The sequence below is a fragment of the Bradyrhizobium sp. Unk1 genome, assembly GCF_059512345.1.
Genome location: NZ_JCAMOP010000049.1, coordinates 1 through 15,295, shown reverse-complemented (window position 1 = coordinate 15,295; position 15,295 = coordinate 1). Strand labels below are relative to the sequence as shown.

Here is a 15,295-nt window from a genome sequence, read left to right as displayed (position 1 = left end):
GATGATGGTGTGCCAATCGTGGCGTCGTCGAACGAAAGCCCGAGTTGCCGTCACAGCCGGACGATGGATCGGTATTGTTCAACCTTAGCCTCTGAAGTTCAAGTCACACGCAGACGTTTCTTGTATTCCACCGAAACGATGAATGAGCTTCTCAACAAAAGCAAGCAGAGACGCTCTTGGAGACTGGATGTCGCCGCAGGCGAATGTAACGTTCAAGACAATCTCGCCTCCAGGGACACATGATGGTGAACACAATACACTGTCCCTCACGCACCATGCACGCAACTATACGACGGTTTGATTGCACGGCATGTTGATGTCTGCCGTTGATGCAAATTGATCGAAGCTTGTGCATGACAGAGGCGATCTGCGTTGATGAGTCATCCACAACTTGTGCGATCTACGCGAGAGTTTCTCGGGGGAACCCACAGGGATTACACGCGGCGGTTGTTGTGGGCGCGATTCGGAGAATCGACGGTTCGTCTGCCTGCCACGCGGCCGACCACGCGCCTCCGAACGGTTGAAACGCTCCCGAGAGGAAGCGGTGGCAGCCATGGGTGTGCATGCGCCGGCAGCGTGGCGGCATGCGCCAACGGCTGTCGAAGTAACGAGCAATGCGAAATCGCGGGAGCCGCGCGCCCGTCCCGGCCCGGCTAGTCGCCCTTGAGCATGTCTCGCAGCTCGCGGAATGGATCGGCGCTCGGCCCTGCGGAGGCGTCCTGCCGCATGGCGCCGTAGATTTTCGGAACCATGTCGACGGCCTGGTCGAGGCCCGAATCACGCCCCGACTGATATCCGCCCATCAGGCGAAGGTCGCGCGTGTCCTCGTATTTGGCGATCATGGTGCGCAGCTTGCTCACCAATTCGCGCTCCTCGGGGTCCCAGACGTTGTGGGCGAGGCGGGAGACCGAGGCCAGAACGTCGACGGCGGGATAGCGCGCCTGGTCGGCGATGTGCCTGGACAGCACGATGTGGCCGTCGAGGGTGCTGCGGATGGTGTCGGCGATCGGCTCGTTGTGATCGTCGCCGTCGACCAGCACGGAGAAAATGCCGGTAATCGTCCCGGATCCCTCCTCGCCGGGGCCGGCGCGCTCCAGCAGGCGGGGCAGGTCGGTGAAGACCGTCGGTGCGTAACCGCGGGCGACCGCAGGCTCGCCGGCGGCGAGGGCGACCTCGCGGGCGGCATGGGCGAAACGGGTGATCGAATCGACCACCAGCAGGACCGATTCGCCCCGGTCGCGGAAATATTCGGCGACCGCCATGGCGGTCTTCGGCGCCAGCCGCCGCATCATCGGGCTTTCATCTCCCGTCGATACGATGGTGATGGCGCGGCTGCGGTTGGCGCCGAGCACGTCCTCGATGAATTCGCGCACCTCGCGGCCGCGTTCGCCGACGAGCGCCAGCACGACGGTGTCAAAGCCCTGGCTGCGGGCCAGCATCGCCAGCAGCGTCGACTTGCCGACGCCGGAGCCGGCAAAGATGCCGACGCGCTGGCCGGCGCAGATCGGGGCGAACAGGTCGATGACGCGCACGCCGGTGCGCAGCGGCTTGTGGACGCGCGCCCGCTTCATGGCCGCCGGCGCCTCGGCCTCCGCCGAGACGGTGCGGGATCCCGGGGTGAGGGGACCTTGTCCGTCAAGCGGCGCGCCGAGCGCGTTGATGACGCGGCCCTTCCAGCTCGGATCGGGCGCGAAGGACAGTGGCGGCATCCGGTAGGCGACCGAGCCGAGGCCGCCGGCGAACTGCCGGTCGAACGGCTTGGCGATGATGCCCTCGTTGTCGATCCGCACCACCTCGCCGATCTGGGGCTTGCCGCCGGAGTTGACGCCGATCAGTTCACCAAGCCTGACGAAGCGCGACAGGCCGGAGACGCGAAAATGCGTCGGAGCGATCTCGGAGATCGCGCCGCTGACGCTGGCCAGGGGAGTGCTCTGCTGAAGCTCCAGCAGCGCCCACTCGAGTTGCCGAAGAGCGTTCAAGGAAACCGTCCACCCTCAATGCGCATGCAGCGCAGTCTACTTGCAAGTCTATTTGCCCGGCTCGCCCAGCGTCCGGATTGCGTTCTGGAGCGAGCTCTCGGTGCCCTCGATCATCGAATTGGTGCCGTCGAAGGCGCGCGAAGCCGCGATCAGCTTCGTCAATTCCATCATCGGATTGGCGCTGGAACCCTCGACATAGCCCTGCTTGAAGCCGTCGCGGGAGAAATCGGCGATGGCGGTCGCGGGCCGGTCCGGCGTGATGCCGGAATTACCGTAGCGCTCGAGATTGGCATCGGCGGGAATGTTGAACAGGCCGATGGAACCGATCTCGTTGTTGTCCTGGGTGATCGCGCCGCTGCGGGCGATCGCGATCGGTCCGCCGTTCGGATCGAGCGTGATCTGCGCGCCGCCGGCATCGATCACGGGGAAGCCGGACACGGTCTGAAGATCGCCGTTGGGGGCGATCTGGAGTCGGCCGTCGCGCGTATAGACCGTGCCGTTCGGGCCGGCGAAGGCGATCCAGCCCTGTCCGACCACGGCGACGTCGAGCGGGTTGCCGCTCTCGGTGATGCTGCCCATCTCGCGCGAGATGATGTTGTCACCGGGCGAGGAGAAGGCGACCGGGTTCGCGCCGGCCTTCGACAGAACGGTCTCGAACTTCACGACGTCGGTGCGGAATGCCGCCGTGTTGACGTTGGCGACGTTGTTGGCGATCGTCTGGAGGCGCTTTTCGAGGGCGACCTGCGCCGACAATCCTACATAGAGAGCCGATTGCATGACTTACTTTCCGAGCCGGATGGACTGAAGCTTCGTGAGCATGTCGGTATCCATGCCGGCCATCGACGACGCGCCGCCGATCAGGACCAGCGCGGAGTTGGTCGAGTTGCCATTGTTGATGTCGTTCTGGGCCTGGGTCGCATCCCACATCGCGGCGAAGCGCTGCACGAACTTGGTGACCTTGGCCGGGTCCTGGAAATCGCTGAGGTCGATCTTGCTCGCGATCAACTTGGCCTGGGCGTCGATGTTCGCCGCGCTGATGGTCGACGGCAGGCCGAGCGCGGTCTGGACCACCTGCGTCAGCGCCTTGTCGGCGAGGATCTGGTAGGAGGTGCTGACGGTGGAGGCCTTGGGGGTGAAATAGAGCGCCAGCCGCAGACCCTCGTTCTGGTCGCCGGCCTTCTCCTCCATCGTCTGCGTGACGTATTGGGACGCCGTACCGGTGGTGGCCGCGGCGGTCTGGGTCGCCTTGTCGCCGAGGGCGGCGAAATTGAAGGCGGCGGCGAATTGCCGGTAGCGGGTGTCGGTCAGCTTGTTGGCGAAGCTCTTGGAGTCGGAGACACCTTCGGTCAGCACCTTGCGCATGAACGCCTTGGCATAGGTCATATCGCTGAGACCAAAGGCCTTCATCGCGTAGGAATAGAGGCGATAGTCCTTCAGGAAGTCGTCGATCGTCTTCACATTGCCGATATGGCTGAGAAAATAATCGGTGTCGCGGCTGACGTCCGGCTGGGTCGCGACCTGCGTCAGCGATTTGCCCATGTCCTTGGTCAGTCTGGTGTAGTCCGCGATCGTGGATAGCATTGCACGCGCCCCTCTGGCCGCCGTTGCGACATCGTCTCAAGCTGCCGCGAAATGCTTGCGCGGGGCTGGCGACCACGAAGCCAGCCTCGCGCAAGCGTCGCCGACTAGATATTCCCGGTGGGATCGGCGATGGAGTGGCGCGTTGCTCAGTTTCGTGGGGATTTTCATCACGGTAGCGGCACTGCTCGGCGGATTTGCCGCCATGGGCGGGCATCTGGCCGTGCTCATGCAGCCGTGGGAATTCGTGATCATCATGGGCACCGCGATCGGCACCTTCATCGTCGCCAATCCGTGGAAAACGGTCGTTGATACCGGCGTGGCCTGCATGCAGGCCATCACCGGCGCGGTGCCGAGTGAGCGCTATTACCTCGATCTGCTCGGAGCGCTCCATGCCCTGATGCGGGAGCTGCGGGGCAAGGGCCGCAACGAGGTCGAGGCGCATATCGACGATCCCTCGTCCTCGGAGATCTTCAAGGCGTTTCCGAGCGTGCTCGGGGATCCGCCGTTGCTGCAGTTCATCTGCGACTATGTCCGCCTCATCATCATGGGCAATGCGCGCACGCACGAGATCGAAGCGTTGATGGATGAAGAGATCCACACCATCGTGAAGGCCAAGCTGGCGCCCTACAATTCGATGGTGGTCGTGTCCGAGGCGCTGCCGGCTCTCGGCATCGTCGCCGCCGTGCTCGGCGTCATCAAGGCCATGGGCGCGCTCGACCAGTCGCCGAAGCTCCTCGGCGGCTTCATCGGCGCGGCGCTCGTCGGCACCTTCGCCGGCATCTTCCTGTCCTACGGCGTCCTCTCGCCCTTCGCGCTCAAGATCAAGATGACGCGAGAGAAGCGCTGCCGGCCGTACATCATCGTCAAGCAGACGCTCCTGGCGTTCATGAACGGCGCCATGCCGCAGATCGCCGTCGAGCACGGTCGCAAGATGATCGCGAGCGGCGAACGGCCGTCGATCGACGTGGTCGAGAACGAGACGATCGCAGGTCCCAAGGCCGTCGCGACCGAGGCTGAACCGAAGGCTGCCCGCGCATGATGACGGAAGACCTCGACGTCGATCAGCGGAAGCAGCTGCCGAACTACCTGCTGGACGCCGCCGGCATATCGATCGAACGCATGCCGATGCTCAATGTGATCTTCGATCGCATGGCGGCATCGTGCACCGACAGCCTGCAGCCGATGGCGGGAACGCCGTGCTACTTCTCCGTCAACGGCATCACCAACGACCCGCTCGGCGACATCATCAAGGACTACGAGGGCAACGCGGTTGCCGCCGTGCTCTATGCCGAGCAGTGGGACTCGCGCGTCATCATCATGCTGGATCGCGACTTCGTGTTCACGATGGTCGAGGCGATGTTCGGCTCCGACGGCGCCGAACCGCCGCTCGACGTCGAACGCACCTTCTCGAACATCGAGATCCGGCTGGTCCAGGCGCTGTTTGAGCGGTTCGCCAAGGCGCTGCAGGGCGCCTTCGCCGGCACCTCCAATGTCACCTTCCGTGTCGAGCGAGTCGAGACGGCGATGGCGTCGCTCGCGATTGGGCGCGCCAGCAATATGTCGATCTGCGCGAACATGATGGTGCAGGCGCTCTATCGCGGCGGCCAGATGTTCCTGATCATTCCGCACTCCGCACTCAATCCGCTCAGGCAGAAGCTCGCCCACGTCGTCGTCAGCGACGGCCGCGCGGCTGATCCGCGCTGGCGCGAGCAGATGGAGAGCGAGGTTCACCGTACCGAAGTGACGCTGAGCGCGGTGCTCGACGAGAAGATGATTTCCCTCGAGGACGTCGTGCAATTCAAGGTGGGGCAGGTTCTGGAGCTCGAGGCCACGCCGCGCACGCTGGCCCGGCTCGAGAGCAACAACCAGGTGCTGTTCTGGTGTCAGATCGGCCAGCTCGATGGCTATTACGCCATGCAGGTGGCGGATCCCGTCGATCAGAAGCGGGAGTTCGTCGATGATATCCTATCTCGTTGATGCCGTGCTGCTGATCGCGCTGGCGTTCACCAGCATGAGGGTGACCCGGATGCACCGTGAATTGGCGCGGCTGCGCAGCTACCAGGGCGAGTTCTCGACCATCGTTCACGAGACGGCGGGTGCCTTCGACACCGTCATCACCGCCGCGCATGATTCCACCGCAAATCTCAGCCGGCTCGCCAATGTACTGAGCACGAAGATAGATCAGGCCCACGAGGCGATCGCGGCGCTCGATGCGCGGAGCGGACTCCAACCGACCGCAACAGTGAGCGGCGCCGAAGCGAACAAGCATTGAATTCGGGACTTGCAGGACACGTACGATCGGAACGTCGCGGCGCTCCGGGAGCGGAAATACCAAGAGGCGATACCAAATGGCGCAATCTTTCGAATATGAGTCTGCATCGGCATCGGGAGAGACCGATGCGTCTCCGCTGGAGCGGCTGGCGGAGATCGCCGCGCGCACGGCGGAGGAAACCGGCAAATTCGCCAACGTCGATGCCATCCTGCGCATTCCCGTCACGATGCAGGTGGTGCTGGGATCAGCGACCATTCCGGTCGCGAACCTGATGAAGCTTGGCCGCGGCGCGGTGGTTCCGCTCGATCACCGCGTCGGCGAGCCCGTCGACGTCGTGGTCAATGGCCGCGTCGTTGCCCGCGGCGAAGTGGTTGTCGTCGAAGAGGATAATTCCCGCTTCGGCGTCTCGCTCACGGAGATCGTCGGACCGCTGGGGCAGGGTGATACCTGATCATGGCGGCACAGGTCGGCGTCGCTCCTATCAAGCAGCGAGGCGTTGCCACGCTGGGCGGAACGGAAAAGGTCGCGGCACTCCTGCTGGCCATGGGCCGGCAGGCGGCCGCGAGCGTGCTCTCGCAGTTCGAGCCGCAGGATATCCGCATCGTCACCAAGGCTGCGGCCGAGCTGCGGCCGATCACCGCGCAGGAGCTCGAGTCGATCGTCGAGGAGTTCGCGCAGCAATTCTCGATGGGCGCCAACATTCTCGGCACCATCGGCGGTCTCGAAGCCGTGCTCGGCGACGTGCTGCCGGCCGACCAGGTCTCGGCAATCATGTCGGACCTGCTCGGCAATTCGAGCCGGTCGGTGTGGGACCGCGTCTCGTCGGTGTCGGAAAACTCGCTGGCGACGTACCTCTCCAAGGAGCATCCGCAAACCGCGGCGCTGATCCTGTCCAAGGTCAAGCCGTCTTGCGCCGCCAAGGTGATGAGCCAGCTGCCGTCGAGCCTGCGTAACGAGCTGATGCGGCGCGTCCTCAGCCTCAAGCCGATCGTCGACGACGCCATGAAAGTCCTCGAGAAGACCTTGCACGAGGACCTGACGCTCAATTTCGCCCGCAACCTCGGCGCCGACACCTACGCGCGCGTCGCGGACATCATCAACAAGATGGAGCGCGGCCATATCGAGGACATGCTGAAGAGCCTGTCGGAGAAGCGTCCGAAGTCGGCCGAAGTTCTGAAGGAACTGCTGTTCACCTTCGACGACGTGGTCAATTTGACCCCGAAGGCGCGCACCATGATCTTCGACCAGGTGCCGACCGATCGCATCGTCATCGCGCTGAAGGGCACGGACAAGCATTTCCGCGAGCTTATCCTGTCCTCGGTTGCCTCGCGCGTCCGCCGCGTCGTCGAGCACGAACTCGCCATCGGCGAGCCGTCGAACCAGCGCGACGTGCTGGAGGCGCGCCGCGTCATCACCGACCTTGCACTCGACCTGGCGGAAAAGGGCGAAATCGAGCTCAACCCCGAGCAGGAGGATGAGCTGGTCTTCCGCTGACCGCTGAACGGGCATGGCAGAAACATCCGATCAGGAGAGCAAGACAGAAGAGCCGACCGAGAAGAAAGTCCGCGATTCGCTCGAACAGGGCAAAATCCCGGTCTCTCGGGAGGCTTCTATCTTCGCCTCGATGGCCGCGCTGATGGTGATCCAGGCGTTCCTGATCGGCCAGGGCGTACAGCAATTGACGCCGACGCTGAAGAGCCTGCTCGACGATCCCGAGGGCTTCCCTCTCAGCAACGGTGCGGAGGCGCGCAACCTGCTCACGGTGGTGGGGCTCGAGGCGCTGCGATTCCTGGTGCCGCTGGTCGTCACCCTGGCGGTGTTCGGCCTCGCCGCATCGTTGCTGCAGAATGCGCCGCGCCTGGTGCTGGAGCGCATCAAGCCGCAGCTGTCGCGAATCTCCCCGATCAGCGGCTGGAGCCGGCTGTTCGGAACCCAGGGCCTGGTCGAATTCGCCAAGTCGCTGTTCAAGCTCGTCTCGGTGACGGTCGTCGTCGTGTTCGTGCTGCGCTCGTCCGAAGCTAGGGCGTTCGAGGCGATGTACACGGATCCGGTCGCGCTGCCAGAGATGATTCTCAACATCGCGATGCGGATCGTCTCGGCGATCTGCATCGCCACCATCGTCCTGGTCGCGATCGATCTCGCCTGGGCGCGGTTCCACTGGCGGCGCGAACTGCGCATGACCAAGCAGGAGATCAAGGACGAGCACAAGCAGGCGGAGGGCGATCCCCTGATCAAGGCGCGCCTGCGCTCGCTGGCGCGCGACCGTTCGCGCCAACGCATGATCGCGTCTGCCTCGCGCGCGACGCTGGTGATCGCGAACCCGACGCACTTCGCGATCGCGCTGCGCTACAAGCGCGAGGAAAACGCCGCGCCCATGGTCGTCGCCAAGGGCATGGACGTGATCGCGCTCAAGATCCGCGAAGTCGCGGAGCAGAACCGGATCCCGGTGATCGAAAACAAGGCGCTGGCGCGCGCGCTCTATGAGGCGGTTCAGGTCGACCAGGTGATCCCGGCGGAGTTTTTCCGGCCGGTCGCCGAGATCATCTACTTCCTGCAGTCCAAGCAGGCGCCGCGGACCGAGAAGGTTCAGTAGATTTCCGAGCATAGCGTCGGCTGCATCAGCCTGACGAAAGCTTGCGGCCCTAAACTTAATCTTAAGAAATCAGCATGGGGCCGTCGTGGGACCGCTTTATCTCTTCGAACTCGCATCGTCGCAGGCGCGCTACCTCGAGCTCCGCCAGTCGACCATCGCGACCAACGTCGCCAACGCCAATACGCCGGGCTTCAAGGCGCGCGACGTCGAGCCCTTCAACAAGGTGCTCGACGCCACGCCGGTCAGGCTCGCGACGACGTCGCCCTCGCACATGCAATTGTCCGCGGCCGAGTCCGATACGCGGAAGACCGCGAAGAAGGACAGCTGGGAAGTGGTTCACTCCGGCAACTCCGTCAGCCTCGAGCAGGAAATGATCAAGGGTAGCGACGTCAGTCGCGACTACTCGATGAATTCGGCAGTCGTGCGGTCGTTCCACCGCATGCTGCTGTCGAGCGCGAAGAGCTGAGGTGAATTGACATGCTGGACTCACTGCAGGCGTCATTGACGGTCGCGAGCTCCGGGCTCGAAGCGCAGTCGACGCGCATGCGCATCGTTTCGGAAAACCTTGCCAATGCGACCTCGACGGGGCGCACGGCCGGCGCCGATCCGTATCAGCGCAAAACCATCACCTTCGATGCCGCCATGGACCGTGCCTCGGGCGCGCAGCTTGCGAAGGTCAAGGAGATCGGGGTCGACACCACGCCGTATCGCGTGGAGTACGAGCCGGGACATCCCGCCGCCGACAAGGCCGGTTACGTCAAGCTGCCGAACGTCAACATGATGATCGAGATGGCCGACATGCGGGAAGTCAATCGGTCCTATGAAGCCAATCTCCAGGTCGTGAAACAGGTGCGGTCGATGCTGGGCATGACCATCGACCTGCTGAGGAGCTGACAATGCTTGAGGCAATTTCATCCACCGCGATTTCCGCCGGGCAAGCGGCGAGCCGCGCGACCGAGACGCAGGCCATTGCGCCGGCAGCGCCGACCGCCATTCAGTCCGCCGACGATGTCGGATTCGAATCGGTGATGAAGCAGGTGACGACGGACGCGATCGGGACGCTGAAGGCGGGCGAAGCGGCGTCGATCTCGGCGATGCAGGGCAAGGAATCGACCCGGAAGGTCGTGGAGGCGCTGATGTCGGCCGAGCAGGCCTTGCAGACCGCGGTCGCGGTTCGCGACAAGGTCGTGCAGGCCTACCAAGAAGTCGTCCGGATGTCGATTTGATCTGAGGGAATGAAGCTGTGAAATCGCTCGCCATTGCGGCCACGGGCATGAACGCCCAGCAGACCAACATCGAAGTCATCGCGAACAACATCGCCAACATCAACTCGACGTCGTACAAGCGTGCGCGGGCGGAATTCACCGATCTGTTCTACCAGATGGACCGCATGCAGGGCGTCGCGAACGCCAACGGCTCCTCGCCGATCCCGGAAGGCTCCAATCTCGGCCTCGGCGTCAAGTCGACGGCCATCCGCAAGCTGCACATCCAGGGCGCGCTCACGCAAACCGGCAACCCCTACGATCTCGCGATCAACGGCCGCGGCTGGTTTCAGGTGCTCGGCCCGAACAACGAGGTGCAATACACTCGCGCCGGCTCGTTCAGCCCCAACCCCAACGGCCAGCTCGTCACCACCGACGGCTATCTGCTGGATCCCGCAATCACGATACCGCAGGGAACGGTTCAGGTCGTCGTCAACCAGACCGGACAGGTGTTTGCCAAGCTGGACACGGAAGTGAACCCGCGGCAGATCGGCCAGCTCAACCTCGCCAATTTCGCCAACGAAGCGGGCCTCGAGCCGCTTGGCAGCAACCTCTATCGCGAGACGCCGGCGTCCGGCACACCGGTTGTCGGACTGCCGGGCGATTCCGGCTACGGCAAGATCAACCAGCAATATCTCGAGGCCTCGAACGTCGACCCGGTCAAGGAAATCACCGAGTTGATCTCGGCGCAGCGCGCCTACGAAATGAACGCCAAGGTCATCCAGGCCTCGGATGAAATGGCCCAGACGGTCTCGAAGGGCATGCGCTAGTTCCGGTGTTCTCGATGTCGAACAGGGTGGGCTTGATGGTGCGCGGGTTGGCCGCCGTGCTGCTGGTTCTCGTCTCGGCGCGCCTCGCTGCGGCCGAGGAGAAGCGGCTTCCCGTGCCGGCGGTCTCGATCCGAGCCGGCGAGCTGATCCGGGACGACATGATCACGGAACGCGCCTTCGCGCCGAACGTGCTCGGCGTTGCCATGTTCATCGAAGGACGCCAGATCCTGGTCGGACGCATGGCGCGGCGCACGCTATTGCCGGGTCAGCCGATTCCGACCAATTCGGTGGAGGATCCCTGGACGGTTGCTCGCGGCGCCATGGTCAAGGTCGTGGTGGAAGACAGCGGCCTGTCGATCGTCACTTACGGCGCGGCGATGCAGTCGGGCGCGCCCGGCGCGCTCATCCCGGTGCGAAACACCGACACCGGCGTGATCATCAGGGGCGTCGTCCAGCCGGACGGCACCGTCAAGGTCGTGGATGGATCATGACCAGATTCCTGCTTGCGCTTGTCCTGCTCGTTTCCGCCGCCAGCGCCCAGGCGGCCGTCCGCATCAAGGACATCGCGGACATCAAGGGGTTGCGCGAAAACCAGATCGTCGGTTACGGCCTCGTCATCGGCCTGAACGGCACCGGCGACACGCTCCGCAACGCTCCGTTCACGGAGCAGTCCCTGCAATCGATGCTCGAGAACATGGGCATCAACGTCAGGAACGAGACCACGAGCACCAACAATCCCCCGCGTCCGACGACGCTGCGCACGCGCAACGTCGCAGCCGTTATGGTGACCGCGGATTTGGCGCCCTCGATCGGAGCGGGCGAGCGCATGGACGTGACCGTATCGTCGCTCGGCGATGCGACCTCGCTGCTCGGCGGCACGCTGGTGATGACGTCGCTGCGGGCGGCGGACGGCGCAGTCTATGCGGTGGCGCAAGGCGCGGTCACGGTCGCCGGTTACAGTGTGGGAGGGCAGGCGCAGAGCGTCAGCCAGGGCACGCCGACCGCGGGTCGCATCCCGAACGGTGCGCTGGTGGAGCGCGAGGTGCAGGGAAGCCTCCACGAGATGGAGTTCCTGGTGCTGGAGCTCAAGAACCCGGATTTCGTCACTGCGACGCGCATCCTCGACGCCATCAACGGTTACGCCGGTGGCCGCTACCGCGCGCAGATCGCCTTCGAGCGCGATTACCGCACCATCGTGCTGTCTAAGCCGCGCCATATCGGCCCCGTCCGCTTCCTCGCCGAAATCGGCGAGCTGACCGTCGAGCCGGACACGCCGGCGCGAGTGGTGATCAACGAACGGACCGGCACGGTGGTGATCGGGCGCGACGTGCGCATATCGACCGTCGCCGTGACGCACGGCAACCTGACGGTTCGTGTCACCGAGCTTCCCGTGGTGTCGCAGCCGGCACCGTTCTCGCGGGGGCAGACGGTGGTCGTTCCCCAGACCGTGGTCGAGGCCAACGAGGCCGGATCGCAGGTGGCGATCCTGAGCGGCGTCGACCTCCAGCGCCTGGTGCGCGGGCTGAACCAGATCGGCCTGAAGCCATCGGGCATCATCGCGATCCTCCAGGCGATCAAAACGGCCGGCGCACTCCAGGCCGACGTCATTGTGCAATGATGCACAAGCGTCGTGCAAGCTTGGTCGCTCAATGCTCAGGTCTCGACCGAGAATCGCACGCGGCCCGATGCTGAAGCTGGATCACAAAGCCAAACTCCTCCTCCTGGTCGCGGCCTGCGCGTTCGGATGCGCTTCGCCCGTTCTGGCGCTGGACGAGGCCAAGCCGTCGAAGCCGCTCAACCTGCTGTCCTTCGCGCGTGCCCGCGCGCCCGGACCGCAGAAGCCGAATGCGCCAACCTCGCCGATACCGGGCGACAATGCGTCGATCCGGGCGACGGCGTGGGCCGCCGAAGATTCCGGACCCGCGATCACGGGTGCCGTGCCGGTTCCCGAGAAGCCGGCGCCGGCGCCCGCGGTCGCGCCCGTGCGCCCGGCCAAGCCGGGCAGCGTCACGGCGCCGCCGAAGCCCGCACCGGCACAGGCTGCGGTACCTGCGGACAATGAGGTCGCCTTGTTCTGCAGCAATGTCGCCGACCCCGCCGTCGATGCGCGGCTGGCCTGGCAGCTCAGGGAACTGGAGAAGGCCGAGACCCAGCTCCGGGAGCGGATCGCCGAGGTCGAGGCCAAGCGCGCCGAATACGAGAAGTGGATGGCGCTGCGAGACGACTTCCTGAAGAAGGCCGAAGCGAGCGTCGTCGAGATCTATTCGCGCATGAAGCCGGACGCCGCGGCGACCCAGATCGCGGGGATGGCGGACGAGACCGCCGCCGCCGTGCTTGCAAAACTCAGTCCGAGGAGCTCGAGCGCGATCTTCAACGAGATGGATACGGCACGCGCGGCGCACCTTGCCGATCTGCTCGGCGGAATGCGTCGCGTGGATGACGGAAAGACCAAATAGATGAAGAATCTGATCCTCATCCTGTCGCTGCTATCGCTTGCCGGATGCGTCAATGATCCGGCCGAGGTCCTGAACGGTCCGCGCTTGTCGCCGGTCGGGAGCGGCCTGCGGACGCAGGCCGATCCGATTCCCGTGACGCCCCGGCTGCGCTCGCCCGTCAGCTATCGCTCGACCTGGGACGACGGCACCGATCTCTACCGTGACCCCCGCGCCCGGCGCACCGGCGACGTCGTGACGGTGATCATCTCCATGCAGGACAAGGCCAAGCTCGACAACAAGACCGGTCGCTCGCGCGATTCGCAGATCAAGTTCGGGCTGGACTGGCTGATGGATGCCGCCGGATGGCACGACAAGGGCCAGACCAACGCCAACCTCAGCACCAACACCCAGATCAAGGGCAACGGCCAGATCGACCGCACCGAGGACATCAAGCTGTCGATCGCCGCCATCGTCACCGACGTGTTGCCGAACGGCAATATGATGATCAGCGGCTCGCAGGAGTTCAAGGTCAATACCGAGATGCGCGTGCTCAACGTCGGCGGCATCGTGCGTCCGCGCGATATCTCGCGCACCAACACGATCTCCTACGAGAAGATCGCCGAGGCACGCGTGTCCTATGGCGGTCGCGGAAATCTGTCTGACGTGCAGCAGCCTGGATGGGGACATCGGATCTATGACGCCGTGGCACCATTCTGAGAATCGCGCCGGCCGCGCCGCGCCGCGAGGGCAGGGGACGTGATGCGCCTGATTGCGGCCATTGTGGTGCTGACCCTGATCGCGATCGGTGCGGGCGCGGTTGCCGGCCTGCATCTGTTCGCGGCCGCGGAGCGCGTCGCCGACGCAAAGAAGACCGCCACGCCGCCGCCCCTGGCCACGAGCTACGCCGGCAGCGCACGGCTGAGAAAGCTGTCCCCGATCGTGACCAATCTCGCCGCGCCGGCCAACAACTGGGCCCGTGTCGAAGCCTCCATGGTGACCGAGAGCATGAGCGACGAGGATGCCGGCATCCTGGCCGCCCATATCAGCGAGGACATCGTGACCTATCTGCGGTCGGCATCGGTTGGCCAGTTCGAGGGATCGCGCGGGCTTCAGCATCTGCGCGACGACCTGACCGAGCGCGCCAATATCCGCTCGTCGGGCAAGATCCGCGAATTGATCATTGAGACCCTGGTGATTCAGTGAGAGTGAGAGTCCTGCTGCTCGCGTTGGTTCTGGTCGTGCTGCCCGAGGTGGCACTGGCCCAGATTCCGGACCTCAACTCGCTGCTGCCGCCGGGCAACGGCTCGACCAGCGGCCGCATCATCCAGCTGATGGCGGTGATCACGGTGATGTCGGTGGCGCCGGGGCTGCTGATCATGGTGACGAGCTTCACGCGATTTGCGGTGGCGCTGTCGTTCCTGCGCTCCGGTCTCGGCCTCCAGACCACGCCGGCCAATCTGGTGCTGATCAGCCTCGCGCTGTTCATGACCTTCTACGTGATGGCGCCGACCTTCGACCGCGCCTGGGAAACCGGCGTCCAGCCGCTGATGAAGAACGAGATCTCGGAGGAAGAGGCCTATCTGAAGATCACCGATCCGTTCCGCGAGTTCATGCTGGCCCATGTCCGCGACAAGGATCTCCAGACCTTCGAGGCGCTCGCCGCGGAGAGCTTCCGCAAGAAGTTCGACGACAAGCGCATCGACATGCGCGTCATCATTCCGGCCTTCATGATCTCCGAGCTCAGGCGTTCATTCGAGATCGGATTTCTCATCATCCTGCCGTTCCTCGTCATCGACATGATCGTGGCGACGCTGACCATGTCGATGGGCATGATGATGATGCCGCCGACGATCCTCGCGCTGCCGTTCAAGATGCTGTTCTTCGTGTTGATCGACGGCTGGAACCTGCTGGCCTCCGGACTGGTGCGGTCGTTCTCATAGCTACCGAGATCGCCGGCCGGTTATGGTTAGCGAAAAGTGCCGGTCTATGGTTAGCAGAGGGTAGCGTTAACTATATGATATTACAGAGAAATTCAAGCCGATCTTAATCTCGGCGCAAGATTCGACGTGCTAGCAATGCGGCACGGCGGGTTGGACCCCACCCACATCAGTCCAAAGGCATGATGCCGCCCCTCCGTACCGGTGAAAGCCCGGTATGTCCCCTCGTGAAAATGTAACGCGTACATAAAGGGACATTCGCAATGTCAAGCCTGCTTACGAACTCGACCGCCATGACCGCGCTCCAGACCCTCCGGTCTGTGGGCTCGCAGCTCGCCACCACGCAGACCCGGATCTCGACCGGCCAGCGCGTCTCGACCGCGTCCGACAACGCCGCCTACTGGTCGATCGCGACGTCGATGCGCGCCGACAACGCCGCGCTCTCCGCCGTCTCCGACTCGCTCGG

General features: G+C 64.2%; 20 protein-coding genes. 17 read left to right on the top strand and 3 right to left on the bottom strand.

The window, feature by feature from the left end; all coding sequences use genetic code 11:
- Positions 1–653 precede the first annotated feature (653 nt).
- The 3 genes from fliI to AC5ZFO_RS39885 are packed head-to-tail and all read right to left on the bottom strand — an operon-like array spanning position 654 to position 3,560.
- A complete protein-coding gene (fliI, locus tag AC5ZFO_RS39895; protein ID WP_282523514.1) occupies positions 654–1,979 on the bottom strand; it encodes a flagellar protein export ATPase FliI in 1,326 nt (441 codons plus the stop codon).
- A 48-nt stretch (positions 1,980–2,027) separates the two neighbouring features.
- On the bottom strand, positions 2,028–2,756 hold the full coding sequence (gene flgF, locus AC5ZFO_RS39890; protein ID WP_282523513.1) for a flagellar basal-body rod protein FlgF: 729 nt from the start codon (positions 2,754–2,756) through the stop codon (positions 2,028–2,030).
- A 3-nt stretch (positions 2,757–2,759) separates the two neighbouring features.
- Positions 2,760–3,560: a DUF1217 domain-containing protein gene (locus AC5ZFO_RS39885; RefSeq protein ID WP_496123542.1), complete on the bottom strand. Its 801-nt coding sequence runs from the start codon at positions 3,558–3,560 to the stop codon at positions 2,760–2,762.
- Positions 3,561–3,702: 142 nt separating this feature from the next.
- Between AC5ZFO_RS39885 and motA the strand changes: the two genes are divergently transcribed.
- From motA to AC5ZFO_RS39800, 17 genes are all read left to right on the top strand, one after another.
- Positions 3,703–4,599, top strand: a complete 897-nt coding sequence (motA, locus tag AC5ZFO_RS39880; protein WP_282523511.1) for a flagellar motor stator protein MotA — start codon at positions 3,703–3,705, stop codon at positions 4,597–4,599.
- Positions 4,596–5,537 carry a flagellar motor switch protein FliM gene (locus tag AC5ZFO_RS39875; protein WP_028153460.1) on the top strand — a complete coding sequence of 314 codons (942 nt, stop codon included), beginning with the start codon at positions 4,596–4,598 and terminating at the stop codon, positions 5,535–5,537. The genes motA and AC5ZFO_RS39875 overlap by 4 nt, the downstream gene beginning before the upstream one ends.
- Positions 5,518–5,832: a hypothetical protein gene (locus AC5ZFO_RS39870; protein WP_282523510.1), complete on the top strand. Its 315-nt coding sequence runs from the start codon at positions 5,518–5,520 to the stop codon at positions 5,830–5,832. Before AC5ZFO_RS39875 ends, AC5ZFO_RS39870 begins: the two co-directional genes overlap by 20 nt.
- Before the next feature lie 76 nt (positions 5,833–5,908).
- A complete protein-coding gene (gene fliN / locus AC5ZFO_RS39865; protein WP_014492655.1) occupies positions 5,909–6,283 on the top strand; it encodes a flagellar motor switch protein FliN in 375 nt (124 codons plus the stop codon).
- A 2-nt stretch (positions 6,284–6,285) separates the two neighbouring features.
- The gene (locus AC5ZFO_RS39860; RefSeq protein WP_014492656.1) at positions 6,286–7,326 is read left to right on the top strand and encodes a flagellar motor switch protein FliG; all 1,041 of its coding nucleotides are present in this window, start codon (positions 6,286–6,288) and stop codon (positions 7,324–7,326) included.
- Positions 7,327–7,339: 13 nt separating this feature from the next.
- Positions 7,340–8,425, top strand: a complete 1,086-nt coding sequence (gene flhB, locus AC5ZFO_RS39855; RefSeq protein WP_282523509.1) for a flagellar biosynthesis protein FlhB — start codon at positions 7,340–7,342, stop codon at positions 8,423–8,425.
- Between the two features lie 85 nt (positions 8,426–8,510).
- A complete protein-coding gene (gene flgB / locus AC5ZFO_RS39850; RefSeq protein ID WP_282523508.1) occupies positions 8,511–8,891 on the top strand; it encodes a flagellar basal body rod protein FlgB in 381 nt (126 codons plus the stop codon).
- Between the two features lie 11 nt (positions 8,892–8,902).
- Positions 8,903–9,319, top strand: a complete 417-nt coding sequence (gene flgC / locus AC5ZFO_RS39845) for a flagellar basal body rod protein FlgC (RefSeq protein WP_014492659.1) — start codon at positions 8,903–8,905, stop codon at positions 9,317–9,319.
- A 2-nt stretch (positions 9,320–9,321) separates the two neighbouring features.
- On the top strand, positions 9,322–9,651 hold the full coding sequence (gene fliE, locus AC5ZFO_RS39840; RefSeq protein ID WP_282523507.1) for a flagellar hook-basal body complex protein FliE: 330 nt from the start codon (positions 9,322–9,324) through the stop codon (positions 9,649–9,651).
- A 17-nt stretch (positions 9,652–9,668) separates the two neighbouring features.
- On the top strand, positions 9,669–10,457 hold the full coding sequence (flgG, locus tag AC5ZFO_RS39835) for a flagellar basal-body rod protein FlgG (RefSeq protein ID WP_282523506.1): 789 nt from the start codon (positions 9,669–9,671) through the stop codon (positions 10,455–10,457).
- Positions 10,458–10,492: 35 nt separating this feature from the next.
- Positions 10,493–10,948 carry a flagellar basal body P-ring formation chaperone FlgA gene (gene flgA, locus AC5ZFO_RS39830; RefSeq protein WP_496123585.1) on the top strand — a complete coding sequence of 152 codons (456 nt, stop codon included), beginning with the start codon at positions 10,493–10,495 and terminating at the stop codon, positions 10,946–10,948.
- A complete protein-coding gene (flgI, locus tag AC5ZFO_RS39825) occupies positions 10,945–12,075 on the top strand; it encodes a flagellar basal body P-ring protein FlgI (protein ID WP_282523505.1) in 1,131 nt (376 codons plus the stop codon). Before flgA ends, flgI begins: the two co-directional genes overlap by 4 nt.
- Positions 12,076–12,142: 67 nt before the next feature.
- Positions 12,143–12,913, top strand: a complete 771-nt coding sequence (locus AC5ZFO_RS39820; RefSeq protein WP_282523504.1) for a MotE family protein — start codon at positions 12,143–12,145, stop codon at positions 12,911–12,913.
- Positions 12,914–13,609, top strand: a complete 696-nt coding sequence (gene flgH / locus AC5ZFO_RS39815) for a flagellar basal body L-ring protein FlgH (protein ID WP_282523503.1) — start codon at positions 12,914–12,916, stop codon at positions 13,607–13,609.
- Between the two features lie 42 nt (positions 13,610–13,651).
- The gene (locus tag AC5ZFO_RS39810; protein WP_039153358.1) at positions 13,652–14,095 is read left to right on the top strand and encodes a flagellar basal body-associated FliL family protein; all 444 of its coding nucleotides are present in this window, start codon (positions 13,652–13,654) and stop codon (positions 14,093–14,095) included.
- Positions 14,092–14,832, top strand: a complete 741-nt coding sequence (gene fliP / locus AC5ZFO_RS39805; protein ID WP_282523502.1) for a flagellar type III secretion system pore protein FliP — start codon at positions 14,092–14,094, stop codon at positions 14,830–14,832. Before AC5ZFO_RS39810 ends, fliP begins: the two co-directional genes overlap by 4 nt.
- A gap of 260 nt (positions 14,833–15,092) precedes the next feature.
- Positions 15,093–15,295, top strand: a 203-nt coding sequence (locus AC5ZFO_RS39800; protein WP_496123541.1) for a flagellin N-terminal helical domain-containing protein, incomplete at its 3' end; no start/stop codon positions are given.